This is a genomic window from Dickeya lacustris (assembly GCF_029635795.1).
Lineage (GTDB): Bacteria > Pseudomonadota > Gammaproteobacteria > Enterobacterales > Enterobacteriaceae > Dickeya > Dickeya lacustris.
Genome location: NZ_CP114280.1, coordinates 703,853 through 729,731, shown reverse-complemented (window position 1 = coordinate 729,731; position 25,879 = coordinate 703,853). Strand labels below are relative to the sequence as shown.

At 52.5% G+C, this 25,879-nt stretch carries 24 protein-coding genes; 14 read left to right on the top strand and 10 right to left on the bottom strand.

What is annotated here, in order from left to right; translation table 11 throughout:
* Positions 1-293: 293 nt before the first annotated feature.
* Positions 294-1,442 (top strand): L-threonine dehydrogenase, encoded by a 1,149-nt coding sequence (gene yiaY / locus O1Q98_RS03285; protein ID WP_125259234.1) that lies wholly within the window; start codon positions 294-296, stop codon positions 1,440-1,442.
* Between the two features lie 130 nt (positions 1,443-1,572).
* Here the strand turns inward: yiaY and O1Q98_RS03280 are convergent, their stop codons facing one another.
* Positions 1,573-2,475, bottom strand: a complete 903-nt coding sequence (locus O1Q98_RS03280) for a LysR family transcriptional regulator (protein ID WP_125259235.1) — start codon at positions 2,473-2,475, stop codon at positions 1,573-1,575.
* A gap of 137 nt (positions 2,476-2,612) precedes the next feature.
* Here O1Q98_RS03280 and O1Q98_RS03275 point away from each other — a divergent pair, with 137 nt between their 5' ends.
* From O1Q98_RS03275 to O1Q98_RS03265, 3 genes are all read left to right on the top strand, one after another.
* Positions 2,613-3,359: an SDR family oxidoreductase gene (locus O1Q98_RS03275; RefSeq protein ID WP_125259236.1), complete on the top strand. Its 747-nt coding sequence runs from the start codon at positions 2,613-2,615 to the stop codon at positions 3,357-3,359.
* Between the two features lie 127 nt (positions 3,360-3,486).
* Complete coding sequence (locus O1Q98_RS03270; RefSeq protein WP_278142880.1) at positions 3,487-4,113, top strand: glutathione S-transferase family protein; 627 nt, start codon at positions 3,487-3,489, stop codon at positions 4,111-4,113.
* Positions 4,114-4,508: 395 nt separating this feature from the next.
* A complete protein-coding gene (locus O1Q98_RS03265) occupies positions 4,509-5,003 on the top strand; it encodes a glutathione peroxidase (protein WP_125259238.1) in 495 nt (164 codons plus the stop codon).
* A 135-nt stretch (positions 5,004-5,138) separates the two neighbouring features.
* Here the strand turns inward: O1Q98_RS03265 and yajD are convergent, their stop codons facing one another.
* Positions 5,139-5,486: an HNH nuclease YajD gene (yajD, locus tag O1Q98_RS03260; protein ID WP_125259239.1), complete on the bottom strand. Its 348-nt coding sequence runs from the start codon at positions 5,484-5,486 to the stop codon at positions 5,139-5,141.
* Positions 5,487-5,700: 214 nt separating this feature from the next.
* Positions 5,701-5,976 carry a putative quinol monooxygenase gene (locus tag O1Q98_RS03255; RefSeq protein ID WP_125259240.1) on the bottom strand — a complete coding sequence of 92 codons (276 nt, stop codon included), beginning with the start codon at positions 5,974-5,976 and terminating at the stop codon, positions 5,701-5,703.
* Between the two features lie 181 nt (positions 5,977-6,157).
* Here O1Q98_RS03255 and O1Q98_RS03250 point away from each other — a divergent pair, with 181 nt between their 5' ends.
* Positions 6,158-6,781 (top strand): glutathione S-transferase family protein, encoded by a 624-nt coding sequence (locus tag O1Q98_RS03250; protein ID WP_125259241.1) that lies wholly within the window; start codon positions 6,158-6,160, stop codon positions 6,779-6,781.
* Between the two features lie 158 nt (positions 6,782-6,939).
* Here O1Q98_RS03250 and O1Q98_RS03245 read toward each other — a convergent pair whose 3' ends face one another.
* The 5 genes from O1Q98_RS03245 to pdxR form a co-directional block, all read right to left on the bottom strand.
* Positions 6,940-7,971 (bottom strand): methionine synthase, encoded by a 1,032-nt coding sequence (locus O1Q98_RS03245; RefSeq protein ID WP_125259242.1) that lies wholly within the window; start codon positions 7,969-7,971, stop codon positions 6,940-6,942.
* A gap of 28 nt (positions 7,972-7,999) precedes the next feature.
* Positions 8,000-8,977 carry a DUF1852 domain-containing protein gene (locus O1Q98_RS03240; RefSeq protein WP_125259243.1) on the bottom strand — a complete coding sequence of 326 codons (978 nt, stop codon included), beginning with the start codon at positions 8,975-8,977 and terminating at the stop codon, positions 8,000-8,002.
* A 378-nt stretch (positions 8,978-9,355) separates the two neighbouring features.
* Positions 9,356-9,586: a tautomerase PptA gene (gene pptA, locus O1Q98_RS03235; protein WP_125259244.1), complete on the bottom strand. Its 231-nt coding sequence runs from the start codon at positions 9,584-9,586 to the stop codon at positions 9,356-9,358.
* Positions 9,587-9,723: 137 nt separating this feature from the next.
* A complete protein-coding gene (locus O1Q98_RS03230; protein WP_125259245.1) occupies positions 9,724-10,818 on the bottom strand; it encodes an ABC transporter ATP-binding protein in 1,095 nt (364 codons plus the stop codon).
* 369 nt (positions 10,819-11,187) lie between these two features.
* Positions 11,188-12,681: a MocR-like pyridoxine biosynthesis transcription factor PdxR gene (gene pdxR / locus O1Q98_RS03225; protein ID WP_125259246.1), complete on the bottom strand. Its 1,494-nt coding sequence runs from the start codon at positions 12,679-12,681 to the stop codon at positions 11,188-11,190.
* Between the two features lie 124 nt (positions 12,682-12,805).
* On the opposite strand from pdxR, the gene O1Q98_RS03220 reads away from it, so the two are divergent.
* From O1Q98_RS03220 to O1Q98_RS03200, 5 genes are all read left to right on the top strand, one after another.
* The gene (locus tag O1Q98_RS03220) at positions 12,806-14,071 is read left to right on the top strand and encodes a 4-aminobutyrate--2-oxoglutarate transaminase (RefSeq protein ID WP_125259247.1); all 1,266 of its coding nucleotides are present in this window, start codon (positions 12,806-12,808) and stop codon (positions 14,069-14,071) included.
* 33 nt (positions 14,072-14,104) lie between these two features.
* Positions 14,105-15,565 (top strand): NAD-dependent succinate-semialdehyde dehydrogenase, encoded by a 1,461-nt coding sequence (locus O1Q98_RS03215; RefSeq protein ID WP_125259248.1) that lies wholly within the window; start codon positions 14,105-14,107, stop codon positions 15,563-15,565.
* Between the two features lie 294 nt (positions 15,566-15,859).
* Positions 15,860-16,891 carry an ABC transporter substrate-binding protein gene (locus O1Q98_RS03210; RefSeq protein ID WP_125259249.1) on the top strand — a complete coding sequence of 344 codons (1,032 nt, stop codon included), beginning with the start codon at positions 15,860-15,862 and terminating at the stop codon, positions 16,889-16,891.
* A gap of 36 nt (positions 16,892-16,927) precedes the next feature.
* Positions 16,928-18,187, top strand: a complete 1,260-nt coding sequence (locus O1Q98_RS03205) for an ABC transporter permease (protein ID WP_125259250.1) — start codon at positions 16,928-16,930, stop codon at positions 18,185-18,187.
* Between the two features lie 33 nt (positions 18,188-18,220).
* On the top strand, positions 18,221-19,039 hold the full coding sequence (locus tag O1Q98_RS03200) for an ABC transporter permease (protein ID WP_125259274.1): 819 nt from the start codon (positions 18,221-18,223) through the stop codon (positions 19,037-19,039).
* Positions 19,040-19,372: 333 nt separating this feature from the next.
* Here the strand turns inward: O1Q98_RS03200 and dsbB are convergent, their stop codons facing one another.
* Positions 19,373-19,903: a disulfide bond formation protein DsbB gene (gene dsbB, locus O1Q98_RS03195; protein WP_125259251.1), complete on the bottom strand. Its 531-nt coding sequence runs from the start codon at positions 19,901-19,903 to the stop codon at positions 19,373-19,375.
* Positions 19,904-21,033: 1,130 nt separating this feature from the next.
* Between dsbB and fadR the strand changes: the two genes are divergently transcribed.
* Positions 21,034-21,753: a fatty acid metabolism transcriptional regulator FadR gene (gene fadR / locus O1Q98_RS03190; protein ID WP_125259252.1), complete on the top strand. Its 720-nt coding sequence runs from the start codon at positions 21,034-21,036 to the stop codon at positions 21,751-21,753.
* Between the two features lie 129 nt (positions 21,754-21,882).
* Here fadR and O1Q98_RS03185 read toward each other — a convergent pair whose 3' ends face one another.
* The gene (locus O1Q98_RS03185; RefSeq protein WP_125259253.1) at positions 21,883-23,418 is read right to left on the bottom strand and encodes a SpoVR family protein; all 1,536 of its coding nucleotides are present in this window, start codon (positions 23,416-23,418) and stop codon (positions 21,883-21,885) included.
* 322 nt (positions 23,419-23,740) lie between these two features.
* Between O1Q98_RS03185 and O1Q98_RS03180 the strand changes: the two genes are divergently transcribed.
* The 3 genes from O1Q98_RS03180 to O1Q98_RS03170 all read left to right on the top strand — a co-directional run bounded on the left by O1Q98_RS03180 (position 23,741) and on the right by O1Q98_RS03170 (position 25,870).
* Positions 23,741-24,991: a D-amino acid dehydrogenase gene (locus O1Q98_RS03180; RefSeq protein WP_125259254.1), complete on the top strand. Its 1,251-nt coding sequence runs from the start codon at positions 23,741-23,743 to the stop codon at positions 24,989-24,991.
* Positions 24,992-25,348: 357 nt separating this feature from the next.
* Entirely contained in the window at positions 25,349-25,594 is a 246-nt protein-coding gene (locus tag O1Q98_RS03175; protein ID WP_125259255.1) for a FeoA family protein, read from the top strand.
* Positions 25,595-25,642: 48 nt separating this feature from the next.
* A complete protein-coding gene (locus O1Q98_RS03170; RefSeq protein ID WP_035341557.1) occupies positions 25,643-25,870 on the top strand; it encodes a FeoA family protein in 228 nt (75 codons plus the stop codon).
* The last annotated feature ends 9 nt before the right edge of the window (positions 25,871-25,879 follow it).

Genomic DNA, 25,879 nt, shown 5'->3' with positions numbered 1-25,879 from the left:
CCAGTCACCACTCAGGTCCATTGGCGCCGGTGGCTGGGGTGATTATTGTGTTCCCCGCCGTCCACCCCGCTTAATGTGAAAATCCTCACACTTTCCACCTGAAATGACAGAGAAATGACACATTCACTTATCTTTGCTCATACTTTTTTATACTGATTGATGTATAGCAACAAAAACGGTTTAGCAACCGCAGCCACAGAGTAAGAGAAGTTTGCTTTTGGTCAATTTCGCCCGAAAATGTCAATGCTAGGATGGCCTCAGGTTAACACTCTGTGATAGAGGGATGGTGAACAATGAGCAGCGTATTTTATATTCCGGCATTAAACCTGATGGGTGAAGGGGCGTTAGAAGAAGCCGCCCGGCAAATTCAGTTACAGGGTTTTAAACATGCATTGATCGTCACGGATGGCGTCTTGAATAAAATTGGGGTTGCCGCCTCCGTCCAGACATTACTGGCTAAATACCAGATAGATAGCGCCATTTATGATGGTGTCCAGCCTAACCCGACCGTCGCCAATGTGGACGCCGGGCTTGCCATACTGAAAGCAAACAACAGCGATTGTATCGTCTCGCTGGGCGGGGGCTCCTCGCACGACTGTGCCAAAGGGATCGCACTGCTGGCTACCAATGGCGGTCAAATTGCTGATTATGAAGGCGTTGATGTTTCTGCTAAACCGCAGTTACCGCTCATTGGTATCAACACCACCGCTGGCACCGCATCGGAGATGACCCGTTTTTGCATCATCACTGATGAAGCACGCCACGTGAAAATGGCGATCGTGGATAAAAACGTCACACCGGTGATGTCGGTTAACGACCCGGCGCTGATGGTCGGTATGCCAGCCTCTCTGACGGCTGCGACCGGCATGGATGCGCTGACGCACGCCATTGAAGCCTATGTGTCAACCGCCGCTAACCCGATTACCGATGCCGTGGCGATTAAAGCGATTGAACTGATTCGTGACCATCTGCGCGATGCCGTTACCGACGGTAAAAACATGGTGGCGCGTGAGCAAATGGCCTATGCCCAGTTCATGGCGGGCATGGCGTTTAATAACGCCTCGCTGGGGTATGTGCATGCGATGGCGCACCAGTTGGGCGGTTTCTACAACCTGCCGCACGGGGTATGCAACGCCGTGCTGCTGCCGCACGTTGAACGTTATAACGCTACCGTTGCAGCCAAGCGCCTGAAAGACGTAGCCGTCGCACTGGGTGTGGATGTTGCCGGTCTGAACGACTCGCAGGCAGCGGAAGCGGCGATTCAGGCCATCAGCCAACTGGCGAGCGATGTCGGTATTCCCGCCGGGCTGAAAGACCTGGGTGTGAAAGAAGAAGACTTCAACATCCTGGCCGATAACGCATTGAAAGACGCCTGCGGGTTGACCAACCCGAAACAGGCTACCCACGCAGAAATCGTCAGTATTTTTGCCGCCGCATTCTGATGTGAGTGTTGGTAATGTGAGTGTTGGTATGGAAAAGCTCCTGGCCTGATGGTCGGGGGCTTTTTTTATCACGCGCTATCGTTGGGGTAACAGGCTATTTTATCAATCGCTATCGTTCGTTATCTCAGGCTTATTTCATGGAGTTGTAAACGTTGAAGGTGGGATTTTTTTCAAAAATGTCAGCCACAAAATCCATGAAGACCATTGCCCGTTTGGGTAACAGTCGATTAGCAACATAAACGGCCTGAATGGGAACGGGTGGTGCGGTGTAATCCGTCAGTAATAATTGTAAGTTGCCCTTTGCCAGCCCCTCCTCGAACAACCATGCTGGGCCCTGTGCGACCCCAACCCCGGCATTGACAAATTTCTGTACGGCTTCGGGTGAATTGACCCTGAGCCGACCAGAAACAGGGATACTGATATCCTGAAATCGCCAGGTAGCTCCTGTTGTCAGCAAGGTATAGATCAAGCAGTCATGTTTTTTTAAATCCTCTGGGGTCGTCGGGGTTCCGTGTTTAGCTAAGTATTTGTTACTGGCAACACAGACTCGCTCATACATGCCAAGCCTGCGGGCACGCATCGCACTGTCTTCCAGGTGTCCAATGCGGATTGCCAGTTCAACCGCTTCGTCAACGAGATTGATATAGCGGTCATTAATCTGTAGCTCGAGTGTTAGCTCTGGGTAGCGTTCTAAAAAATCCGGGATGTGCGGGACTAAGAATGTGTGAGCCAATGCGGTGGGGCAAGCAACGCGTAATAGCCCTGTGGGGGTAACATTTTCTCTGAAAGAAGACTCTGACTCTTCAACGGCTTCCAGAATACGTCTTGCTTCCAGATAATAACGTTCTCCTTCAGGCGTCAGGGAAAGTTTGCGCGTTGATCGGTGGAGTAATCGGGTCTGCAAATGCTCTTCGAGGGTTGCAACATGACGACTCACGTTCGGCTGCCCTAAGCCTAAATCCCTGCCAGCGGCGGAAAAACTGCCGGTTTCAGCGGTACGGACAAAGCATGTCATCAAAAGTAATCTATCCATCCTGAAACCTATTCATGCTTTAAATGCATGGAACATATCTAAAAATACAATCTTATCACTTTTTGGGCATGAGCATACAGTGGCTACCACATCGGCCACGCGCCGATCGATTGTTAAAACTCACAGGAGATTTTTAGATGTCCAGATTACAAGGTAAACGCGCACTGATTACGGGTGGAACCAGTGGTATTGGTCTTGAAACAGCGAAGCTGTTTGTGGCGGAAGGTGCCCGCGTCATTGTTACCGGTGTTAACCCTGATTCTATCGAAAAAGCGAAAGCAGAGCTGGGTGATGCGGTGTTAGTCGTGCGCGCCGACTCTGCGGATGTGAATGCACAGAAAGCGCTGGCACAAACGGTTAAACAGCACTTTGGGGAACTGGATATCGCTTTCCTGAATGCGGGTATATCCATGTATATGCCTATCGAGGTGTGGACGGAAGAGATGTTCGACCGTATTTATAATATCAACGTTAAAGGCCCTTACTTCCTGATGCAGGCACTGCTGCCGGTGTTCGCAAGCCCGGCATCCGTGGTCTTTAATACCTCTGTAAATGCGCACACGGGGCCAGCGAATTCTTCTGTTTATGGCTCAACCAAAGCGGCATTGCTGAACATGTCAAAAACACTTTCTAACGAGTTACTTGCTCGTGGCATTCGTATCAACGCAGTGAGCCCAGGCCCGGTTGACACACCGCTTTACGATAAGGCGGGGATTCCAGTGGAATATAACGATCAAGTGATGAAAGATATCGTTGCAACCATCCCTGCCGGTCGTTTTGGTAAGCCACAAGAAGTCGCGCAAGCGGTACTTTACTTCGCATCTGATGAGTCTGCCTGGACTGTGGGTTCAGAAATCATCATCGACGGCGGCGTTTCCATCTAAGCCACCAAAATAAGCTTTACCGTTCACCAAACCCGCCACCGTTTATGGCGGCGGGCTATCATTTTATCTGGAGTTTGAGATGTTTACTCATGACCTGACACTGATTAGCCACCCACTGTGCCCCTTTGTGCAGCGTTCAGCGATCGTTCTTCTCGAAAAAAATGTGCCATTTGAGCGCATAAATGTAGACCTATCGGCGAAGCCTGACTGGTTTCTTGCTCTGTCACCCACGGGCAAGGTGCCGCTGCTTAACGTGCGTCAGGCCAACGGCGACGATGCCATTATTTTCGAGAGCATGGTGATTTGCGAGTACCTTAATGAAACGCAAGGCGGTGATTCGATGTATGCGGACAATGCATTAGAAAGAGCCAGGCAGCGCGCATGGATTGAGTTCTCTACCTCAATGCTTGGCAATGCATGGCAATTTTTAAATGCGACGGATAAAGCCATCGCAGCCAGTAAACGCGCGCTGTTCCGTGCGCAGCTTGAACGTATTGAATCTGAATTAAGCGTAGGGCCTTATTTTTCTGGTGCCCGATTCAGTATGGTTGATGCGGTCTACGCGCCTATTTTCCGCTACTTCTCCCTCATCGATACATCAGTCACTGAGGCGATTTTTGCCGGGCTTGCGCGTACTTGCGCCTGGAAAGCGGCACTTGCGGAAAGGGAAAGCGTAAAAGCCGCTGTATCACCAGAGTATGCGGCACTTTTCCAAAACCATCTGCGTCAGCATTCTGCCATTCTCGCCGTCTGAAGATATTCACTGGGCAACCGTGACCAGTTCCCCATTGATTAAAACACGGCAATGTGAGTAATTCCGCCACCGACTGAGAGAACGATGTTGAACGCCTGCTGTTCACTTATAACAGTCTAAGGGGGGCGCGATATTGGGTTTCGTCCCTAAACGCAGATCATGAACGGCATCGTGTGTTGATCGGGGAGAGCAGGGCAGAGGTTGCCTGTCGGTTGTTCTTTTCGTTCGACTTTGCAAAGATGTAGCACACGCGATTTCAGCGCTGCCACGCCATCAGAAACAGGATCGATTCTTCACGGCCCATGGCCTGTGCCCCGGCAGTAATGCGCGACGTGGCAATGGCAATCGTAATGACAATCGCAATGTCGAACTGGCTCTGCTTTAAGGATTCCGAGATGACACCTTTTTATCAACTCACAGCCACCAGCCTGGGTGGACAGCCTATCGCTATGGCCGACTATGCAGGTAAGGTGGTTCTGGTCGTTAATACCGCCAGCCATTGCGGTTTCACGCCACAATACGGCGGCCTTGAAGCGCTCTACCAGAAATACGCCGCACAGGGACTGGTGGTGCTGGGTTTCCCCTGCAACCAGTTCGGTAAACAGGAGCCCGGCAACGCCGATGACATCGCGCAGACCTGCCACATTAACTATGGTGTGAGCTTCCCGATGTTCGAGAAAATCGAGGTCAACGGCACCGCCGCGCACCCGGTGTTCCGTTATCTGAAACACGAATTGCCCGGCGTGCTGGGTGGGCGAATCAAGTGGAACTTCACGAAGTTCCTGATCGGTCGCGACGGTAAACCACTGAAGCGGTTTGCGCCGTTCACCACCCCGGAGAAAATGGAAGCCACAATCGTTGCGGCACTTGAAAGCTGCGAGTTTCGATAATTCGAACCATGCAATTTTAGCGCGCTGTCGAACAACGCATGATCCGTGGGATAGCTTTCGCTATTCGCTATTCGCTGGTATCAGTCCTGCCTTAGTGTCTGCGCGACTTAGCCAACAGCCCGGATGTTGCTGGCCTTATTTCTTCTTATTAAGCATCGACTTAAGGTCGGCAAAGGGATTATAGGTTGCTACACCCACATCCTTTTGCGCGTCTTCCCCCGCCACAACGGTTGTGCCGTACTGCTCGGCTTCCGTGTACTTCGAGTGTTCGTGGTCATGGCAATACAGACACAACAACTCCCAGTTGCTGCCATCTTCCGGGTTATTGGTATGGTCGTGATCGATATGGTGAACCGTTAATTCACGTAAGTTTGAATAAACAAACTCCCGTGAGCAGCGCCCACACACCCATGGGTAGATTTTTAGTGCTTTCTCACGATAACCGCTTTCCAGCCGCGAGTAGTTTTTTGGGATAAAAGCCATTGCCGGTGCCACCTGTGATTTATAAAGAGGTAATTTTACAATATATCCCCTATCTGGAACAGAAAGAGAGGCGTCGCCGTCGTCCGTCTTTCGCACGTAACAGCGGGCCAGCAACGACGCCTCACCCGCACAGAGAACGGCACGCCAGCGACCATGGCATCGCGGCTTGCCTTTCCTGCTCACATAGCCACAATGGAAACCGTAAGTCGTAAAGTCAGTTAACCTCAACGATTTCATACTCTCGGGCGATAGCGCGGGTTTCGGTTCCCCATACTGAAGCTCGGGTTCTTTGCTGATGAGCGTCAAACGTTGCCTGGTCTGTGAATAGCTCCTCAACTTTCCAGATTAGCGGGTTCGTTGTTTCAGTGACCTCAAACGAAAGACACCCCGTTTCCTCTTTTGTCAGACGCTGATGTTCAGGAAGATACTGACGAACCCGTGCCGCCTCTTCCACGCTGCTGCATACCAAACGACCGGTCAATTTAATCATTTTTATCCTTTGCCAGGGTTGAAGGAGTAGCGGTTTTCCTGCTGCCAGATGTTATACCTAACAGATAAACCCTGAGTGATTTATCTCGCTCCGGGCTGGCTTTTTACTGGCCGGTAGCAAGAGGGCATAAGACTGGTGTAGTGTTTTTGAACGATGGATCACGCGGAAGGGCATTCTAATCATGCTGAAAATACTGGGAAAAAAGACGTCAATCAATGTGCGCAAAGTGCTCTGGACGTGCGAAGAGGCGGGGCTGGATTATGTGCAGGAGGATTACGGTAGCGGATTTGCCTCGACGCAAACTGATGCTTTTCGTGCCATGAACCCGAACGCCATGGTGCCGGTGTTGATTGACGATGAATTCGTGTTGTGGGAATCCAATTCAATTTGTCGCTATCTGGTGCGTAAAGCCGGGCGCGATGACCTGCTTCCCCGCGAACCGCAGGCGTGCGCTAACGTCGAGCACTGGATGGACTGGCAGGCGACCGAATTTAACAACGCCTGGCGTTATGTGTTCCCGGCTTTGGCGCGCCAGAACCCGGCCTATAACGACCAGAATGCGATTGCCGAGGGGATTAAGGCGTGGAACCACTGTGTGGGGATTCTGGAGCAACAGCTCCAGCGCACCGGGGCATGGGCGGCAGGTGAGACGTTTACGCTCGCCGATGTGGTGCTTGGGCTGTCGGTGAATCGCTGGAAAATGACACCGTTTGCCCACCCCGACGTGCCTGCCATTGATGCGTGGTTTATGCGTTTGAATCAGCGGCCAGCGTTTTTGCGCCATGGCAATAATGGTATGGTCTAAAAAAATCGGGGTGACGGCATTATATCAATCCGCCGCTTTTCATCCGTAATCTTGTCATGAGCAATATGACTCAGTCCGGTTGGTGGTTCAGGTTATTTGGCGATGGGCCGGATAACCTGACACGGACTGAGTTTTTCATCACCGACAGTGCAGCGGCGTTATTTCGCCAGAAGCTCTCTGCGCACGATATCTGCGCCTGCGCTTAATGCGTTGAGTTTGCCGGTGGCGACGCGACGAGATAACGGTGCCATACCACAGTTGGTAGACGGATAGAGTTTATCGGCATCGACAAACTGTAGTGCTTTTCGTAGCGTATTGGCGACGTCTTCGGGGGTTTCAATGATATTGGTTGCCACATCAATGGCCCCTACCATGACTTTTTTGCCGCGAATCAGTTCGAGCAGATCCATCGGCACCCGTGAGTTATGGCATTCCAGTGAAATGATATCGATAGTCGAGGTTTGCAGTTTCGGAAAGGCTTCTTCATATTGCCGCCATTCTGACCCCAGCGTTTTTTTCCAGTCGGTATTGGCCTTAATGCCATAGCCATAGCAAATATGTACAGCCGTTTCACAGTTAAGCCCTTCGGTGGCTTTTTCTAACGCGGCAATCCCCCAGTCATTCACCTCATCAAAGAAAACATTAAATGCGGGTTCATCAAACTGAATAATATCGACACCCGCGGCCTCTAATTCTCTCGCTTCCTGATTGAGTATTTTGGCGAATTCCCAGGCGAGCTTTTCGCGGCTTTTGTAGTGATTATCATAGAGTGTATCAATCATCGTCATCGGCCCCGGCAACGCCCATTTAATCGGTTGCTTCGTCAGTTGACGCAAGAATTTGGCATCTTCCACAAACACCGGTTGTTGACGCGCTACGGCACCGACCACGGTCGGTACGCTTGCGTCATAGCGATTACGAATTTTAACCACTTCACGCTTCTCAAAATCGACGCCGCTGAGGTGCTCAATAAAGGTGGTGACAAAATGTTGGCGCGTTTGTTCGCCATCGCTGACAATATCAATCCCTGCGCGCAGTTGATCAAACAGCGACAAACTTAAGGCGTCTTTTTTCCCTTCAATTAATTCTTCGTTTTGTAATTTCCAGGGAGACCACAGTTTCTCCGGCTCGGCGAGCCAGGAGGGTTTGGGTAAACTGCCCGCAGTCGAGGTGGGTAGCAATGTTTTCATAGCAGATGACCTTATTATTTTAAGTGAATCAACGCGCGTAATGGGCAAACCATTGTTCAAGAATAGGCTGGTACGGTTTGATGAAGTGCTCTTCGGCAAATTTCCCTTGTTTAATTGCCAACTGGCTGCGCTCTTCCCGGTCATACACAATCTTTGTTAATGAATGATCCTGATGATTTAAATCGGGTTGATAGTATTGCCCGGCGGCGGAATTAGCATTGTAAATCTCAGGGCGGTAAATTTTCTGGAATGTCTCCATCGTGCTGATGGTACTGATTAGCTCAAGATCGGTGTAATCACTCAGTAAGTCGCCCGAAAAATAAAATGCCAAAGGCGCAACGCTATGTTGCGGCATAAAATAGCGAACCTGTAAGCCCATTTTTGCGAAATATTGTTCGGTCAAAGAAGAACCGTTGGGCTGGTATTCTATGCCCAAGACCGGATGCTGATTCCCCGTGCGATGATAGGTATCTTTACTGGAAACACTCAAGCATATTACCGGTGCCTTGCTAAAGTTATCTTTATATTCTTGTGAGTTCACAAAATGTTTAAATATATTGCCATGCAAAACGCCAAAATTATCTGGGACGCTAAATTCGGCATGCTGCTTGTTATGCTCTAACAACAACACACTAAAATCATAATCTCGTACATAAGAAGAGAAGTTATTGCCGACAATCCCTTCGATACGCAGGTTGGTTTTTTTATCGAGAATATTGGTTTTTAATATTTCAATTGCCGGAAAGGTGCCGTCATTATTGGCAAGATGCAGGTCAACAGAAATGATTTCAAGCTCGATAGCATAACGATCGCCTTTGGGGTTATCCCAATGCGCCAGCGTATTGAAGCGATTATCGATCATCACTAAGGTGTTGCGTAAGTTCTCCTGACGACGCTCTCCTCTGGCCAAATTCGCAAAATTGGTCGTAATACGCGTGCTTTCGGAAGGGTTATAGTGCTCATCAAAGCGACTGCTCTTAATCGTAAATGTAAAATGTTTCGTCATCGCGCTCTTTTCCCTGCTGCCTGAGATGAAAACCATTGTTAATATTTTGATATTAAATGACTTTGTTTTATCGTCGAGTGGTTTTCATGTTGCCAATAAGTTAATTAAGCATTCTTTATGCCAGAGTTGTTGAGGGAGTGAAAGAGAGTTAATTTCATCACAACATGAGCCATATTCATGTCGGGTGTGCAGTCAGATCAGGACGCGAGTCCGGGGGAGGATGATGTCGGGGGGACTCAAGCTAATCAAGCATAAAAACGTGGTGTACCACAAGGGCGGTATCAACCTTGTGATACACCGGGTGACGAAAACCGTTCAGTGCTGCTATCGGTAAGACGTTGTCCTGTCTTTTATTGCCGATGATGCACTCAGGCGTTGTTACAGCGTATATCCCGGTTTTTTGGTGAGGTTATCCAGCTCTGGGCCGATTTCGATATCGTATACCGTCTCTTTCCAGCGGTCTGGCTGGACTTCAGTTAACGCCACCGAGATGGATTTGTCTTCGGCATTCAGGTACTTCTTGAGTAATTCACTGATTTCGTTTGTCAAATCCTGTTTGACGTTTTCCGGCAGATTGCGGGGAAAATACTTGATGGCGACATGCGGCATAGTGGAATCACTCCCTTAATCAATGAGATGGCTTGCTCGGCTGTATGCGGTTGCACGCCGACAGCCCCTGAGCGCGCTATCTTGGCAGAATCCGCGTGTATTCGTCATCTGCCAACTGTGCGGTTGCCGCCGCCGGGTTAGTGGGTGGTGAGCGCATCCAGTGCACGCAGGTGCTCGGGCAGCCAGGAGAGCCGCACTTCGCTGCCTGCCTGCCAGTTCGGGTTGAGCTCGCTGGCGGGCAGTTTCACCATAAACTGTGGCTGACCGGCCACTTCAGTCATCATACGTACGTGGTCGCCCAGATAAATAAATTGCTGGATACGGGCGCTGACTTGCTGGGCGCCGTCCGGCAGTACGCTTGCGTTAACGCGCACGCGCTCCGGGCGAATGCACAGGTGAATTTTGCGCCCCGGCGAGCTTGGCCGTACTTTCAGCGCGCGCAGCAGGGTGCCGTCATCCAGCGTGGCCTGATAGTAGTCGCCCTCGCTGCTGGCGTGCGTGGCAATCAGCGTGTTGTTTTCGCCAATAAACTGCGCCACAAACGCATTTTGCGGGCGTTCGTAAATGTCGCTCGGGCTGTCCATCTGTTGAATGATGCCATCGTTGAACACGGCAACCCGGTCAGACATGGTCATGGCTTCGCTTTGGTCGTGGGTGACATACACCACCGTGAGCTCCAGCGCCCGGTGCAGCGCTTTAATCTCCAGTTGCATATGTTCACGCAGCTGTTTATCCAGCGCGCCCAGCGGTTCATCCATCAGTACCAGTCGGGGTTCAAACACCAGCGCACGCGCCAGTGCCACCCGCTGCTGCTGGCCACCGGACATTTGCGCCGGATAGCGGTCAGCCAGAGTGGTTAATTTCACCCGGTCGAGCACCCGGTCAACTTTTTCTTTAATGTCGCTGCGGTTCATGCGGCGGATAGCCAGCGGGAAGGCCAGGTTTTCCGCCACGGTCATATGAGGAAACAGCGCATAGTTTTGAAACACCATGCCGATGCCACGCTGATGAGGCGGCAGGTTATGCAGCGGTGTATCACGCAGTAAAATCTCCCCCTGCGTTGGCGTTTCGAACCCGGCCAGCATCATCAGGCTGGTGGTTTTACCCGACCCCGATGGGCCAAGCATCGTCAGAAATTCCCCTTCCTGAATGTCCAGATTCAGGTTTTTGACCACCAGGCGATCGCCATCGTAGGTTTTTTGAATATTTTTGAAGCTAACGTAGGTTTTCATTCTTCCCTTCTCTTACCGGGTTATAGCCTGGCTGTGCTTTTCTTGATGAGTAACCTTATGCATAACTCATGCCTGACAATGAATTAACAAGAAAAATTTATTATTTTCGGGGTGAATAATGGGTCGCGCCGTGGGCGAGGTGATGATTTTTCGGCGTCATTTACGGTTCTGTAACGGTCTAAAAAGTGAGCCGGAACGGTAGGCCAAGATGCGCAAAGTCGTGAGAAACGGTAATGAAAAGAGGCCCGCTGAAAAACCGCCTGCTTCAAAATGGTGAGTGCGTGTTAATGAAGCGGGCAATTTTGGTGCATTTTAACCGGCAGGGCAGCGTCAAAATCCCGGCTGCCCTGCAAGGGTGCAAGGCGGCGTTTAAGCCGGTCTTGCGGCACGCTCGGGCTCACGCAGGCAGGCCAGAATGACATCGAAGGCCGCCGCCATTTGTGGCTCCTCAACGCAGGCATAACCCAGCAGCAACCCGCGCTCGGGCACGGGGCGCAGGTAGTAACTGGACAGCGGTTTGACCATCACGCCGCGCTGCATAATGCGGGCGGCGAGCAGGACGTCATCAATGGTTTCCGGCAGTTTTAAGATCAAATGCAGCCCGGCATTACTGTTGTAGCCAAGGTAGTCAGCGCCGAGGTGCTGCATAATTAACTCACTGAGCAGCGCTCGCCTGCGGGCATAAAGGAGTCGCATACGCCGGATGTGGGCGGCGTAGTGCCCTTCGGCGATGAATTGACTCAGCGTGAGCTGTGTCAGCCAGTGGCCGCCGCGATACAGCTCGGCGTGGGCCACTTTCAGCTCTCGTGCCAGCGTAGGCGGCAACACCATGTAGCTGACCCGTAGCCCCGGATAGAGCGTTTTGCTAAATGTGCCGATATAAATGACCGGTGGCTCGGTTTGCAGGCCTTGCAGCGCGGGAATTGGGCTGCCGGAGAAGCGAAACTCGCTGTCGTAGTCATCTTCAATCACCCAACTGTTGTGCTCTTGTGCCAGCGCCAGTAAGCGCTGACGGCGGGCAAGGCTCATCACCGCGCCCAACGGGTACTGGTGCGATGGCGTCACGCAAATCAGCCTGGGGGCTGTGTCGTCATCAACCTGCTCTGGCGGCACCATGCCTTGCTCATCAACGCCAACGGGCGATACCCGCAGCCCGTTAATCGTCAGCACATTGCGCATTCCCCAATAGCACGGGTCTTCAATCCATGCCACATCGCCGGGGTTACACAGCATTTTCGACAGCAGATCCATCGCCTGATGGGTGCCCTCGGTTATCAGAATCTGCTCGGCTGTGCAGGTCACGGAGCGGGCCACGCGCAGGTAGTCCACCAGCGATTGTTGCAGCTCCGGGCAGCCGCCCATCGGTGAGTAAGACAACTGCTCCGGTTTCACCCGCCGGGCAAGGCGGGTTTGCAGCCGCCGCCACAACGCATGGGGAAAACTGTTGATATCGGGAATGCCCGGCATAAACGCCCCCCACTGGCGTGCAGATGCCCCGGCGTATCCCAGCAGATGCTTGCCCCGGCGCGATAATTCCTGTGTGGCCGGGCGTCTTGGCAACGCGGCTTCGGTACGCACATCCGGCGGGCGGGCATCGGGCAATTGCTCGGTAACGTAGCTGCCGCTGCCGCTGCGGGTTTCGATATAGCCTTCCGCCAGCAACTGCTCAAACGCCGCCATCACGGTATTGCGTGACAGTGAGAGCTGTTGTGCCAAGTCGCGCGAGGAGGGCAGACGCTGGCCGGGGCTGATATCTCCGGCCAGAATCGCCAGCCGGATGCTATCGTAAAGGCGTTTGTTTAGCGTGCCTTCCTGCTGCCGCTCCAGCGCTTGCAGCAGTAAATCCGTCAGAAGTGAGCGCAAAGTGGATCCTTTAAATATTAAAAACTGGCTCTGGATTATAGGGCCATGCAAAGGATAAATAACAGCATTAGACGGTCATCGTCAGCCCAAGCCGGGTGGTGTTTCATCGAATCGGAGCCGAATTATGAGTAACAGCGAACTGAATCAACGTCGTATTGCCGCTACGCCGCGTGGTGTGGGGGTCATGTGTGATTTCTTTGCCGAGAAGGCGCAAAACGCCACGCTGTGGGATGTGGAAGGGCGCGAGTATACCGATTTTGCCGCCGGGATTGCGGTACTCAATACCGGCCATCGTCATCCGAAACTGCTGGCCGCCGTGCATGAGCAACTGGAAAAATTCACCCACACCGCCTATCAGATTGTGCCTTACGGCAGCTATGTGGCGCTGGCCGAGCGCCTGAATGCGCTGGCACCGATTGACGGTACAGCGAAAACCGCCTTTTTCACCACCGGTGCCGAAGCGGTCGAAAACGCGGTAAAAATCGCGCGCGCCTACACCAAGCGCCCCGGTGTTATCGCCTTTGGTTCGGCGTTTCATGGCCGTACCCTGCTGACATTGACCCTGACCGGCAAAGTGGCCCCGTACTCCACCGGTTTTGGCCCGTTCCCCGGCTCCATCTTCCACGCGCTTTATCCCAATGCCCAGCATGGCGTGTCGGTTGAACAGTCGCTGGAGAGTATCGAGCGCCTGTTGCACACCGATATCGCCGCCGATCAGGTCGCGGCCATTTTGCTTGAACCGATTCAGGGCGAAGGAGGGTTTAACGTGGCACCTCCCGAGTTCATCGCGGGCGTGCGTCAGTTGTGCGACAAGTACGGCATGTTGCTGATAGCCGATGAAGTCCAGACCGGTTTTGCCCGCACCGGCAAGGTGTTTGCCATGGAGTATTACGACGACAAAGCTGACCTGATTACCATGGCGAAAAGTCTTGGCGGCGGCTTCCCTATCTCGGGCGTGGTGGGGCGTGCCGAGGTGATGGATGCGCCGGGCCCCGGCGGGCTGGGCGGGACGTATGCCGGTAATCCGCTGGCGGTGGCGTCGGCGCTGGCGGTGCTGGATGTGATTGAAGAAGAGCAACTGTGCCAGCGCGCCCAACAACTTGGCTCGACACTGGTGGAGACGCTGGAGCGCCTGAAGGTCGTCAACCCGGCGATAGCCGATATCCGTGCACGCGGCTCGATGGTGGCGGTGGAGTTTAACGATCCGCAAACCGGCAAACCGAGCGCCGAGATAACCAAACACTACCAGCAGGCAGCACTACAACAGGGGCTGCTGCTGTTGACCTGTGGCACATATGGCAACGTGATTCGCTTTTTGTATCCGCTGACTATTCCGCAAGCGCAGTTTACTCAGGCGCTGGCGGTGTTAAGTGATGTACTGGCGAAATAAACTGCCAACAGAGTCGTAACCAAAAGGGTCGTTATGCAACTGAAAAATCAAGCGTTATTCCATCAGCAATGTTTAATCGGCGGAGAATGGCAGGACAGCCTGAACGGCGAGCGCCTGAACGTTAATAACCCGGCAAGCGGTGAAATCCTGGGCTCGGTGCCGCTCGTCACCGCCCAGCAAACGCAGCAGGCGATTGCGGCGGCACAGGCGGCACAGCGGGAGTGGAGCCAACGTACCGGTAAAGAACGGGCGGCGCTGATGCAGGCCTGGGCGGCGTTGATTCGTGAAAACCAGAGCGACCTGGCGGCGTTGTTGACCGCCGAGCAGGGTAAACCGCTGGCAGAGGCCAGCGGTGAAATCACCTACGCCACCTCGTTTATCGATTGGTTTGCCGAAGAAGCCAAACGGGTGGAAGGCAGCGTGTTGCAGTCGCCTCAGGCGAACCAGCGCCTGCTGGTGATTAAGCAGGGCATCGGTGTGTGCGCGGCGATTACGCCGTGGAACTTCCCGGCGGCGATGATTACTCGCAAGGCAGCGCCAGCGTTGGCTGCCGGGTGCGCCATGATAGTCAAACCAGCGGAGCAAACGCCGTTTACCGCGCTGGCGCTGGCGGAACTGGCGGTGCAGGCGGGGATTCCGGCGGGCGTGTTGCAGGTTGTGACCGGCGATGCGCCTTCGGTCGGGAAAATTCTGTGTGACAGCCCGGTGGTGCGCAAACTGAGCTTTACCGGTTCGACCGAAGTCGGGCGCATTTTGATGGCGCAAAGCGCGCCGACGGTGAAAAAACTGTCGCTGGAGCTGGGGGGCAATGCGCCGTTCATCGTGTTTGATGATGCCAGTGTCGAGCAGGCGGTAAAAGGGATCCTCGCGTCCAAGTTCCGTAACAGTGGCCAAACCTGCGTGTGTGCTAACCGCATCTACGTGCAACGGGGCATTTACCCGGCGCTGGCGGCACGGCTGGTGGAAGAGGTGGAGAAGCTGCGGGTGGGCGATGGTCGTGAACCCGGCGTTACCCAAGGGCCGCTGATTGACCATGAGGCGGTTGCCAAAGTGCAGCAGCACATCAGCGATGCGCTGGAAAAAGGTGCCGAACTGCTGACTGGCGGAGACGTACACCCGCTGGGCGGCACCTTTTTTACGCCGACCGTCATCGGCGGCGTGACACAGTCGATGCGCGTTGCCCGCGAAGAGACATTTGGCCCGGTGGCACCCCTGTTCCCGTTTGATGACGAACAGCAAGTGGTGGCGATGGCCAACGATACCGAATTCGGCCTGGCGGCATATGTGTATACCCGCGATGCGCTGCGCCAGTGGCGGGTGCCGGAAGCGCTGGAATACGGCATGGTTGGTATCAATACCGGTTTGATTTCTAACGAAGTGGCGCCATTTGGTGGCGTGAAACAGTCAGGCCTTGGGCGTGAAGGATCGCGCTTTGGTATCGAGGAATATCTGGAGATGAAATATCTCTGCGTTGACCTCACTGCGTCAGACTGACTTTCCCCGGTGCGGGGCGCATCGTCGCTCCGCACCATGAATCACCGTGGTGCGGCCCCTGTCATGCTTGCACCACAACAAGGCGAATCTGCCTGTCTCCATCGTGGCCTTTATCTCCGGCGTTGCCTCTTTTGCGCAACGAGGTATCGCCACAGCCTTATTCCGGTCATTTTTATCGGAGGGCATAGAAACTGGCACGAAAACTGCTTGTATAAAGATGTGTATGTATCAAAAAAATTAAAGCGTTTTACCCGTGTGGCATTGCGTCGATTTACTCTCTTCAGGAGCCAGACTATGTTGAAAAAATTTGCATTATCCGCACTGTTGGTGGCGATAGCCTCCCCAGCCTTGGCTGACAATCTGACGGTTATCTCTTTTGGCGGCACCAACAAAGACGCGCAGGATAAAGCGTTTTATAAACCGTTTCAGGCCGCAGGGAAGGGCTCAGTGGAAGCGGGTGAATATAACGGTGAAATGGCCCGCATCCGTGCAATGGTGCAGACCGGGCAGATAGGCTGGGATGTGGTGGAAGTGGAGGGGCCGGAGTTACTGCGCGGTTGTAACGAAGGGCTATTCGAAACGCTGGACTGGAACAAGCTTGGCACGCAGGCCGATTTCGTCAAAGGCGCGGTTTCCGAGTGCGGGGCCGGGATTTTTGTCTGGTCAACGGTGCTGACCTATAACGCCAACAAGTTGCAGCAAGCGCCGAAAAGCTGGGCGGATTTCTGGGATGTGAAAAACTTCCCCGGTAAACGCGCGCTGCGTAAAAGCGCCAAATTTACGCTGGAGATTGCGCTGCTGGCGGATGGCGTAAAACGCGAAGACGTCTACAAAGTGCTGGCGACCCCGGCGGGCGTCGATCAGGCCTTTAAGAAGCTTGATCAAATTAAGTCGAATATTCAGTGGTGGGAGTCGGGCGCACAGCCGTTGCAGTGGCTGGTGGCGGGCGATGTTGTGATGACGTCTGCCTATAATGGCCGCGTGGCGGTAGCGCAGAAAGAGAAACCGGGCATCAATATTGTCTGGAAAGATGGCCTGTACGATCTCGACAGTTGGGCGATTGTCAAAGGCTCGAAACACAAGGCGCTGGCCGAGCAGTTCATCGCGTTTGCCAATCAGCCGGAAAACCAGAAAGTGTTTGCCGAGAACATTGCCTATGGCCCGACCAACACCAAAACCACCGCGCTGTTGTCACCTGCGGTAAGCAGCAACCTGCCAACCGCACCGGATAACCTGGCTCAGTCGGTACAGGTGGATACCGAGTTCTGGATCGATCACGGCGAAGAGCTGGAACAGCGCTTTAACGCCTGGGCTGCCCAGAAGTAATTGGCTTAAACCGGTAGACCACAAGGAGAGATGCCTATGACCCAGAACGCCATGTTGACGACAGCGACCGAACAACAGCCTACGGGCCTGAAGCAGCAATTGCGTCAGGCGCAGGCCCGCTATCAGAAACGTTCACTCCTGCTGATAGCCCCGCTATTTTTGTTCATTTTGGTCAGCTTTCTGTTTCCGATATTGTCGATTCTGGGCAAAAGCGTCGCTAACCCTGACCTGCGCGTCAGCATGCCTGCCACCATTGAGGCGATGCGGCAATGGTCAGGGAAATCGATACCGGATGAGGCGGTGTTTCAGGCACTGGTGCGTGACCTGCGTAATGCCCGTAATACCGGGCAGGTGGCGACCATCACCAAACGGCTGGGCTATGAAGACGGCCAATACCGCACGCTGATTACCCGCACGCTGCGCGCATTGCCGTCAGACGATCAGCCCGAGCTGCGGGCGGCGATGATTGCCGCGCAGCCGCTATGGGGCGAGCTGACCACCTGGAAAACGCTGGACAGGGCTTCACGGCCATTTACCAGTTACTACCTGCTGGCGGTGTTTGACCATAAAGTTGACCCGCAAACCGATAGCGTGGTGGCACAACCGGCTGATCAGGCGCTGTATGTCGATGTCTTGTTGCGCACGCTGGTGATGGCCGCTGTGGTGACGCTACTGTGTGTGGTGTTGGGCTATCCGCTGGCCTACTGGCTGGCAAAACAGCCGGATAACCGAGCCAATCTCTTGATGATTCTGGTGCTGTTGCCTTTCTGGACATCGTTGATTGTGCGCACCGCCAGTTGGATTGTGCTGCTCCAGTCCGGCGGGCTGATTAACCATGCGCTGCTGGGCATAGGGATTATCGATCAACCGCTGGTGATGGTGTTTAACCGCATCGGGGTCTACATCTCCATGACCCACATTCTGCTGCCATTTTTTGTGTTGCCGCTGTATGCGGTGATGAAAGGCATTTCGCCGGGCTATGTGCGGGCGGCTATCTCGCTGGGCGCACACCCGTTTGTTGCATTTTGGAAGGTCTATGTTCCACAAACTTACGCTGGTGTTACCGCTGGCGCGTTGCTGGTGTTCATGATGGCGATTGGTTATTACATCACGCCTGCGCTACTCGGTGGGCCGGGCGATCAGATGATCAGTTATTTCGTGGCGTTCTTTACCAACACCACCATGAACTGGGGAATGGCAGCGGCGTTGGGAACACAATTGCTGGTGATTGTGGTGCTGCTGTATGTGTTCTATATCCGTGTCACGCGTACCAACGCGGAAGCGGCGGCGCGTTAAGCGAAGGAGTCAGCGATGAAACCGATGAAAGAGATGAGACAACAGGGTTCGCAACTGCTGCGGCTATGGAATGCGGCCTTCAACCTGTACGGTGCGGCAATGCTGCTGTTTCTGGTGGTGCCGGTTCTGGTGATTGTGCCGCTGTCATTTAACGCCGGTTCGTTTCTCAGTTACCCGTTGGCCGGTTTTTCCCTGCGCTGGTATCGGGAATTTTTCCACTCCAGCGAATGGCTCAGTGCGCTGGGCAATAGCCTGCTGATTGCGCCGCTGGCGACATTATTGGCAACGGCGCTGGGGGTGCTGGCGTCGGTCGGGCTGGTGCGCGGCGAGTTTCGTGGCAAATCACTGGTGATGGCGGTACTGATTTCACCGATGATTGCGCCGGTGGTGATCGTCGCCGTGGGGATGTTCTTCTTCTTTGCCAAATTATCGCTGCTCAACAGCTATGTTGGGCTGGTGCTGGCCCATGCGGTGCTGGGCGTGCCCTTTGTGGTGATAACCGTCACGGCCGTGTTGAAAAACTATGACCAGAACCTGAGCCGAGCGGCGGCAAGCCTGGGTGCGCCACCGCTGTTGACCTTCCGCAAAGTGACGCTGCCGCTGATTGCGCCCGGCGTATTTTCCGGGGCATTGTTTGCCTTTGCGACCTCGTTTGATGAAGTCATCGTGACGCTGTTTTTGGCCAGCCCGCGCCAGCGCACCTTACCATTACAGATGTTCGCCGGTATTCGTGAAAACCTCGACCCGACCATTGCCGCCGCCGCAACCATGATGGTGGCAGCGGCACTGCTGCTGCTGGTGGTGATGGAGGTACTGCGTCGGCGTGGCGAGAAATTACGCGGCGGCCACTGAGTTAAAAAAACTGACTGGTTGTGTATTGCGCCCTTGCTGTTATCAGCAGGGGCGTTTGTTTATCTATAGCCCCCAACCAGGCGAGGGAAGGGATGTAAAACGTTAAGTCATGGGACCATTACCTTAGGCCTTACCGATAAGGACGATGTTTTTAGCCATTATTAACGTGATGTGAATATTAACGAGATGTGAAAGTGCGAGGTGGTAAATAGGGGCTGTGGCTAACGGTGTGTTGGGTAAGGCAGAGATAAATATCGCAACGGTTGAGTCAGTAACGATAAACCTATCAGGGTTAATCAGGTTGGCCCTGATAGGTTTCAATAAGAAAAATAATTAACGGCCAAACAAGTCACGTCGTTTCGGACGAAAAGGTTGAGCAATCAATACCAGTGCTGCGACCAGCAGATAGGCGCCGAAGATAACAATCATCCATTGTGGCATCTCCAGACTCATGAAACTCCACTGACGTTGTGAACAATCGCCTGTTGCAGTGAAAATAGCTGGCAGCCATTTATCTAATGGCAACCATGCGGGGAAGCTGACGAAGAAGTCGCAGGTGACGAACGGCGAAGGGTGTAACTGGATATTCGTGTGCTTGATTGCCAGTGCGATCCCTTCCCATGCACTGTAGATCCAAAGTCCGATGGCCGGATAACGCAACATGCTACCGGGTGCAATAGCACCGACCAGACCAGCCAACATGACGCCATAAAGCGCAGTTCGTTGATAAATGCACAGCACGCAGGGCTTGAGGTTCATAACATACTGGAAATAGAGGGCGACCAGCTCAAAGACTAATGCGGTAAACGCCATCAGAAGCCAGGCACCTCGACCACGGGAGCAACGGTTCAAAAATCGCAACATAAAAATATTCCATGCTAAAAACGATAGTATGGGCAGTGATAACCGTGCTCACGGCCCTCATTGAATCTCTGTTTGGGGTGAACGTAACTGTCCAACTGTCCCCCCAGATATCTGTTGCACACCGGCAAGAGTGCATCGTTGCTGGTGCGGAGATTCTGCTGTGTTAACAAATACCCTGCTGTTTTTAACGCGTCATCTGCGGGATTGCCAGCCAGCGGCAAAATCCGCCTCTACTATACACGATTTAGGTTGGAAAATGGCTGTTTGATTCATCAACGACGGACTACATTTACTCACGTTGACCTGAACCCATGATCTACCCGCAGGATTTGTGTTGTCAGTCACCGGATAGAGGTAAGTAACGTGCTTTCCCTACAGGGATTCTTGAGGTGAAATTACCCGTTATCTTTAATTCATCAAGATGTTAGACCAACAGCGACTGAATAAATAACTATAAGATAAATCATTATATTTTGTTATTCCTGAGGTCGAGAAACCTGTCTTATGCAACAAATTGTGTTACATGAAAATATTGGCTGGCGGGCAAATTTCTGTTGCTATGTTGGGGTAAAGAATAAAGAGATGATGCAATCAAGGAGCATGTTGTCATAATCCTTTACTAAAATCAGAATGAATGACTGAAATTTTTTACGAACAAAACTTCAATATCTTCATAACCATGATGATGTACTTGATCTTGGCTGGTCATGCCAGTGAAAATAGCGGCCAGTAGCGTGATTCAGAGGGTGGTTAAACGGGAAATGCGTGCAGGCTGCAGAGCGCTGGCGAATAAATATGACGGCCGGTAAAGTCTGGTACAGATAATGCGTTGTATTGGCGAGGCTGGCGTATTGTACGCTCCGGGTTAATCACGATAGGGATAACTTGCTCATGTGAGTGGCAAATATATCCTTCGCTAATATTAATTTATTTTAACAATGTCGGCATGTCGGGAGGCAATTATCATGACACACCACAGATATTTGCATTTGTCTGACTGGAATTGTCTTTAGTCACAGTTTTTATGTCGAATTGAGATTTTCAGGTCCTGCTATGCTATGTGATGTAGGGGTCGTTTGGTATGATGATGTTGACTTTCACTAGTTAACATCGCTACGGAATATAAACTTATGGTTATAAAGGCGCAAAGTCCGGCGGGATTCGCGGAAGAATATATTATTGAAAGTATATGGAATAATCGTTTTCCTCCAGGCTCTATTTTGCCTGCAGAGCGAGAGCTTTCAGAACTGATTGGGGTGACGCGTACAACGTTGCGTGAGGTGTTACAGCGCCTCTCCCGTGATGGCTGGTTGACGATTCAGCACGGAAAACCGACCAAAATCAATAACTTTTGGGAGACATCCGGGCTAAACATTCTTGAAACACTGGCGCGGCTTGATCACGACAGCGTACCGCAGTTGATTGATAACTTGCTGGCCGTGCGTACCAATATTGCCGGAATTTTTATTCGTACGGCAATTCGTTTGCACCCGGCGAAATGTGTCGAAATACTTAAGTTGTATGAATCAGTTTCCGATGCGGCAGATGCGTATGCCGAGCTTGATTACAATATTTTCCGTGGTCTGGCGTTCGCATCGGGTAATCCAATTTATGGACTTATCATCAATGGTCTAAAGGGGCTATATATTCGGGTGGGGCGTTATTATTTCTCCAATCCAGAAGCCCGCAAGACGGCGCTGGCGTTTTATCAGCGCCTGGCGTCGTTAAGCCGTGATGGTTCATATGAGCAGGTGCCTGACGCTGTTCGCCAATATGGTAAAGAGAGCGGCGCGCTGTGGCACTGTATGCAAAATTCGATTCCTCGCGATCTGGCGGAAGGGCGTAGCTAGTTGTACGTCTGACCTGCGAGTAGGTATGGCGCAGAGGTAAACGGGAAGCAGGCATGCGACCCGTTTTTTTACGTCTGCATATGCGGTGATAATGGCGGCGTCAGTCAGGACGCCACCTGAGTGTTATAGTTACAGCGCATTATTTCTGGGCGGGCACCTGTCGATCAATTCGATGCTGCCATCCTCATTCACCTGCTCGAGAGTGACGTCAAACCCCCACAGGCGGTGGACATGCTTCATCACTTCCTGGCTACTTTTATCCAACGGTGCGCGATTTTGCGGTACGTAGCGTAGCGTTAGCGAGCGATTTCCGCGCAAATCGACATTCCACACCTGAATGTTTGGTTCTATCTGGCTCAGGTTGTACTGCGCAGAGAGCTCTTGACGGATTTTGCGATACCCTTTTTCATCGTGAATAGCCGCGATTTCCAGATAATTATTGCGGTCGTCATCCAGAACGGTGAAGAGCCTGAAATCTCGCATCACTTTCGGCGACAAGAACTGGCTGATGAAGCTCTCGTCTTTAAAGTTCTGCATGGCAAAATGTAGCGTATCAAGCCAATCTTTACCGGCAATATCAGGGAACCAGTAGCGATCTTCCTCCGTTGGTTGCTGGCAAATACGCTTGATGTCCTGAAACATCGCAAATCCCAGCGCGTACGGATTAATACCGTTGTAGTACGGGCTGTTATAGGGTGGCTGGTAGACAACATTGGTGTGGCTATGCAGAAACTCCAGCATAAAGCGATCGGTCAACTTACCTTCGTCATACAGGTGGTTCAAAATCGTGTAATGCCAGAAGGTTGCCCACCCTTCATTCATGACTTGGGTCTGCTTTTGTGGGTAAAAATACTGGCTGATTTTTCGCACGATACGCAGTATCTCGCGCTGCCACGGCTCTAATAGCGGCGCGTTTTTCTCCATAAAATAGAGCAGATTTTCCTGTGGTTCCTGTGGGAAACGGCGCGCTTTTTCCGGCGACATTTCCTGCTCGCGGCGAGGCAGCGTCCGCCAGAGCTCATTGACCTGACTTTGCAGGTAGGCCTCGCGGCTTTTCTGGCGGAGTTTTTCCTCTTCCAGCGAAATTTTCTGCGGGCGCTTATAGCGATCGACGCCGTAGTTCATCAGCGCATGGCAGGAATCGAGTAATTTCTCGACTTCGTCCACACCGTGCCGTTCCTCGCAGTGAGCGATGTACTGGCGGGCAAACAGCAGGTAGTCAACGATAGAGCTGGCATCTGTCCAGCTACGAAACAGATAGTTGCCTTTGAAGAACGAGTTGTGCCCATAGCAGGCATGGGCCATCACCAGTGCTTGCATGGGAAGCGTGTTCTCTTCCATCAAATAGGCAATACACGGGTTTGAGTTAATGACAATCTCATAAGCCAGCCCTTGCTGACCATGTTTATAACGCTGTTCGGTTTCAATGAACTTTTTGCCAAATGACCAGTGAGCGTAGTTGATGGGCATACCGATACTGGAGTAGGCATCCATCATCTGCTCGGAGGTGATGACCTCAATCTGGTGAGGATACGTATCCAGCCGGTAGTGCTTTGCTACGCGGTTGATTTCATCCAGGTAAATGTGCAACAGATCGAACGTCCAGTCAGGTCCGTCACTCAGGCGTTGTGGGTTTGTTACCCGCTCATCAGTCGATATAACCATCAGCGCACCCCTTACTTATGACTGCCGTCACCTCATTGCGACGACATAGTTAATCGTAGCTTACTTTGGGAAAAGTGATGTGAAATCGGTAGCTTGGATGACATTTTTCATTTGCAGATGTCGCGTTCATCGCGGCGAAAACCGCCTGTTGACGGCATTTATCCTACGTTGCAGTGCTGTTCTTCTCATAATAAATAAAAGCTATATCTGCAACGGATGACAATTGAATGCCTCATGATAGAGTAGTCTTTTATTTTGGTGTTTAAGCTATTAAGCAGCATATTTAGCGGTATTGATCGGAAAATAGGGGAGAACAGCAATAATGAAGGTGGTGATTTTAGGGAGTGGTGTTATTGGCGTTAGTACCGCCTGGTATCTGGCCTGTGCCGGTCATGATGTGACCGTGATTGACCGTCAGGCTGATGTCGCACAAGAAACCAGTGCAGCCAATGCCGGTCAAGTTTCTCCCGGTTATTCAGCTCCCTGGGCGGCACCGGGTATCCCGCTCAAGGCGATGAAGTGGCTGTTTCAGCGCCACGCGCCGCTGGCCATTCGCCCTGATTTCACTACGGCGCAATTACGCTGGATGTGGCAGATGCTGCTGAACTGCGACAGCCGCCATTATCGTGTTAATAAAGCGCGCATGGTGAGGCTGGCCGAATACAGCCGGGACTGTTTGCAAGCGCTGCGCGCTGAAACAGGCATTGCTTATGAAGGCCGTCAGGGTGGGACGCTGCAACTGTTCCGCACCCGCCAACAGTACGAGAATGCGTATCGCGATATTGCCGTGCTCAAAGAAGCCGGAGTGCCATATGAATTGTTGGAAGCCGGGCAACTGGCAACGGCGGAGCCCGCACTGGCGCGAGTATGCGATAAATTAGCCGGGGGATTGCGGCTGCCACATGATGAAACCGGCGATTGTCAGCTTTTTACCCAGCAACTGGCGAAAATGGCGCAGCAGGCGGGGGTTGTCTTTCGCTTTAACACGGCGGTGCAGCATCTTGATGTGAGCGCCGGGGCCATCAATGCCGTCTACTGCGGGGGAGAAAAAATCACCGCTGACGCCTATGTGATGGCCTGCGGCTCTTATTCGCGAAGCCTGCTGGATAAGTGGTTTGATATTCCGGTGTATCCATTAAAGGGGTATTCGTTAACCATTCCGCTTGCCAGCGACGCCGATGCGCCGGTGTCTACCGTGCTTGATGAAACCTATAAAATTGCGATAACCCGTTTTGATAAGCGGATTCGTGTGGGCGGCATGGCGGAGATTGCCGGTTTTGATCTGTCTCTTAACCTAAAACGCCGCGCAACGCTGGAAATGGTGGTGCGCGATCTGTATCCCGCGTGTGGGCCTGTCGAGCAGGCGACGTTCTGGACGGGTCTGCGCCCCATGACCCCTGATGGTACGCCGTTGGTTGGACGCTCGCCGCTAAAAAACCTTTACCTGAATACCGGGCATGGCACTCTGGGGTGGACGATGGGCTGTGGCTCTGGGCGACTGCTGGCCGATATTATTTCCGGTAAAACGCCTGATATCGAATATCAGGATCTCTCTTACTCCCGCTATGCCTGAGTCGGTGTTTATCAGAAGGTGCCAGATAACCCGGCACCTTCTGAATCGCTATATAAAAAACACGTATCGATAATTCCTCCTACCCTCTCTCCGCATTCTATTTTGCTGGTGTTTCGATCATTGTGTTTTTAGCCTTTATTCCATGATTTTATTCGCGAATACATATTTCGTGAGGGCATGACCGATGAGGACATGATCCATAAGGACATCGGATTGGCCATGTCGCTATCTTCATCCGCCTTGACGTGCATCAAGGGGCGCAATGCTGACAGGAATATGATTGATAATCGTTATTACTTGCTTTGATGCACTAACGCACACAATCAGTGAAGAAAAGAATCAGTGAAGGAGAGTGGTATGGCTCTGAGTCTTCAAACGTTGCTTGATCTCCCCCTTAATGTGAATGCCGTTGTGGCGCGGATCCGCTCTGGCGGAGAGCATCAGCAGCGACTGACTGAGCTGGGTATCCGTGTGGGCGGGCAGGTTCGCGTGATCCAACGTGACGAAAATCAACCGTTGATGCTGGCCGCTGGCGATAGCCGTGTGGCCATCAATTGGGAAATAGGCAAGCAGGTATGGGTGCATGCGCAATCAGGCCAATAAGAGCCGAGGGCTGGCACAAAAAAGAACATCGGCAGAGGTGATAGAGCAATGACGCTGGAAGCATTGGCAGTTGGCACACAGTGGCGTGTGCTGGGGTTTCAGAAAGGGTCGGCAGATTATCGTAAACGCTTGCTGGCGCTTGGTGTGACGCCGGGCGTGGAGTTTTCGGTTGCTCGTGTTGCCCCATTGGGCGACCCGATTGAGTTACGTTTGCGCGGTGCATCAATCAGCGTGCGCAAAGGCGAAGCACAGATTTTGATTCTGGAAAAATGTTAATCCAGACGA

Excerpts from the sequence above, each read along its gene's own strand:
- O1Q98_RS03215 (WP_125259248.1), top strand. The coding sequence starts at position 14,105 with ATGCAACTGAAAAATCAAGCGTTATTCCATCAGCAATGTTTAATCGGC.
- yiaY (WP_125259234.1), top strand. The coding sequence starts at position 294 with ATGAGCAGCGTATTTTATATTCCGGCATTAAACCTGATGGGTGAAGGG.
- O1Q98_RS03280 (WP_125259235.1), bottom strand. The coding sequence starts at position 2,475 with ATGGATAGATTACTTTTGATGACATGCTTTGTCCGTACCGCTGAAACC.
- O1Q98_RS03175 (WP_125259255.1), top strand. The coding sequence starts at position 25,349 with ATGGCTCTGAGTCTTCAAACGTTGCTTGATCTCCCCCTTAATGTGAAT.
- O1Q98_RS03170 (WP_035341557.1), top strand. The coding sequence starts at position 25,643 with ATGACGCTGGAAGCATTGGCAGTTGGCACACAGTGGCGTGTGCTGGGG.
- O1Q98_RS03200 (WP_125259274.1), top strand. The coding sequence starts at position 18,221 with ATGAGACAACAGGGTTCGCAACTGCTGCGGCTATGGAATGCGGCCTTC.
- pptA (WP_125259244.1), bottom strand. The coding sequence starts at position 9,586 with ATGCCGCATGTCGCCATCAAGTATTTTCCCCGCAATCTGCCGGAAAAC.
- O1Q98_RS03210 (WP_125259249.1), top strand. The coding sequence starts at position 15,860 with ATGTTGAAAAAATTTGCATTATCCGCACTGTTGGTGGCGATAGCCTCC.
- O1Q98_RS03275 (WP_125259236.1), top strand. The coding sequence starts at position 2,613 with ATGTCCAGATTACAAGGTAAACGCGCACTGATTACGGGTGGAACCAGT.
- O1Q98_RS03220 (WP_125259247.1), top strand. The coding sequence starts at position 12,806 with ATGAGTAACAGCGAACTGAATCAACGTCGTATTGCCGCTACGCCGCGT.
- O1Q98_RS03265 (WP_125259238.1), top strand. The coding sequence starts at position 4,509 with ATGACACCTTTTTATCAACTCACAGCCACCAGCCTGGGTGGACAGCCT.
- O1Q98_RS03245 (WP_125259242.1), bottom strand. The coding sequence starts at position 7,971 with ATGAAAACATTGCTACCCACCTCGACTGCGGGCAGTTTACCCAAACCC.
- yajD (WP_125259239.1), bottom strand. The coding sequence starts at position 5,486 with ATGGCTTTTATCCCAAAAAACTACTCGCGGCTGGAAAGCGGTTATCGT.
- O1Q98_RS03240 (WP_125259243.1), bottom strand. The coding sequence starts at position 8,977 with ATGACGAAACATTTTACATTTACGATTAAGAGCAGTCGCTTTGATGAG.
- fadR (WP_125259252.1), top strand. The coding sequence starts at position 21,034 with ATGGTTATAAAGGCGCAAAGTCCGGCGGGATTCGCGGAAGAATATATT.
- O1Q98_RS03250 (WP_125259241.1), top strand. The coding sequence starts at position 6,158 with ATGCTGAAAATACTGGGAAAAAAGACGTCAATCAATGTGCGCAAAGTG.
- O1Q98_RS03180 (WP_125259254.1), top strand. The coding sequence starts at position 23,741 with ATGAAGGTGGTGATTTTAGGGAGTGGTGTTATTGGCGTTAGTACCGCC.
- dsbB (WP_125259251.1), bottom strand. The coding sequence starts at position 19,903 with ATGTTGCGATTTTTGAACCGTTGCTCCCGTGGTCGAGGTGCCTGGCTT.
- O1Q98_RS03205 (WP_125259250.1), top strand. The coding sequence starts at position 16,928 with ATGACCCAGAACGCCATGTTGACGACAGCGACCGAACAACAGCCTACG.
- O1Q98_RS03230 (WP_125259245.1), bottom strand. The coding sequence starts at position 10,818 with ATGAAAACCTACGTTAGCTTCAAAAATATTCAAAAAACCTACGATGGC.
- O1Q98_RS03185 (WP_125259253.1), bottom strand. The coding sequence starts at position 23,418 with ATGGTTATATCGACTGATGAGCGGGTAACAAACCCACAACGCCTGAGT.
- O1Q98_RS03255 (WP_125259240.1), bottom strand. The coding sequence starts at position 5,976 with ATGATTAAATTGACCGGTCGTTTGGTATGCAGCAGCGTGGAAGAGGCG.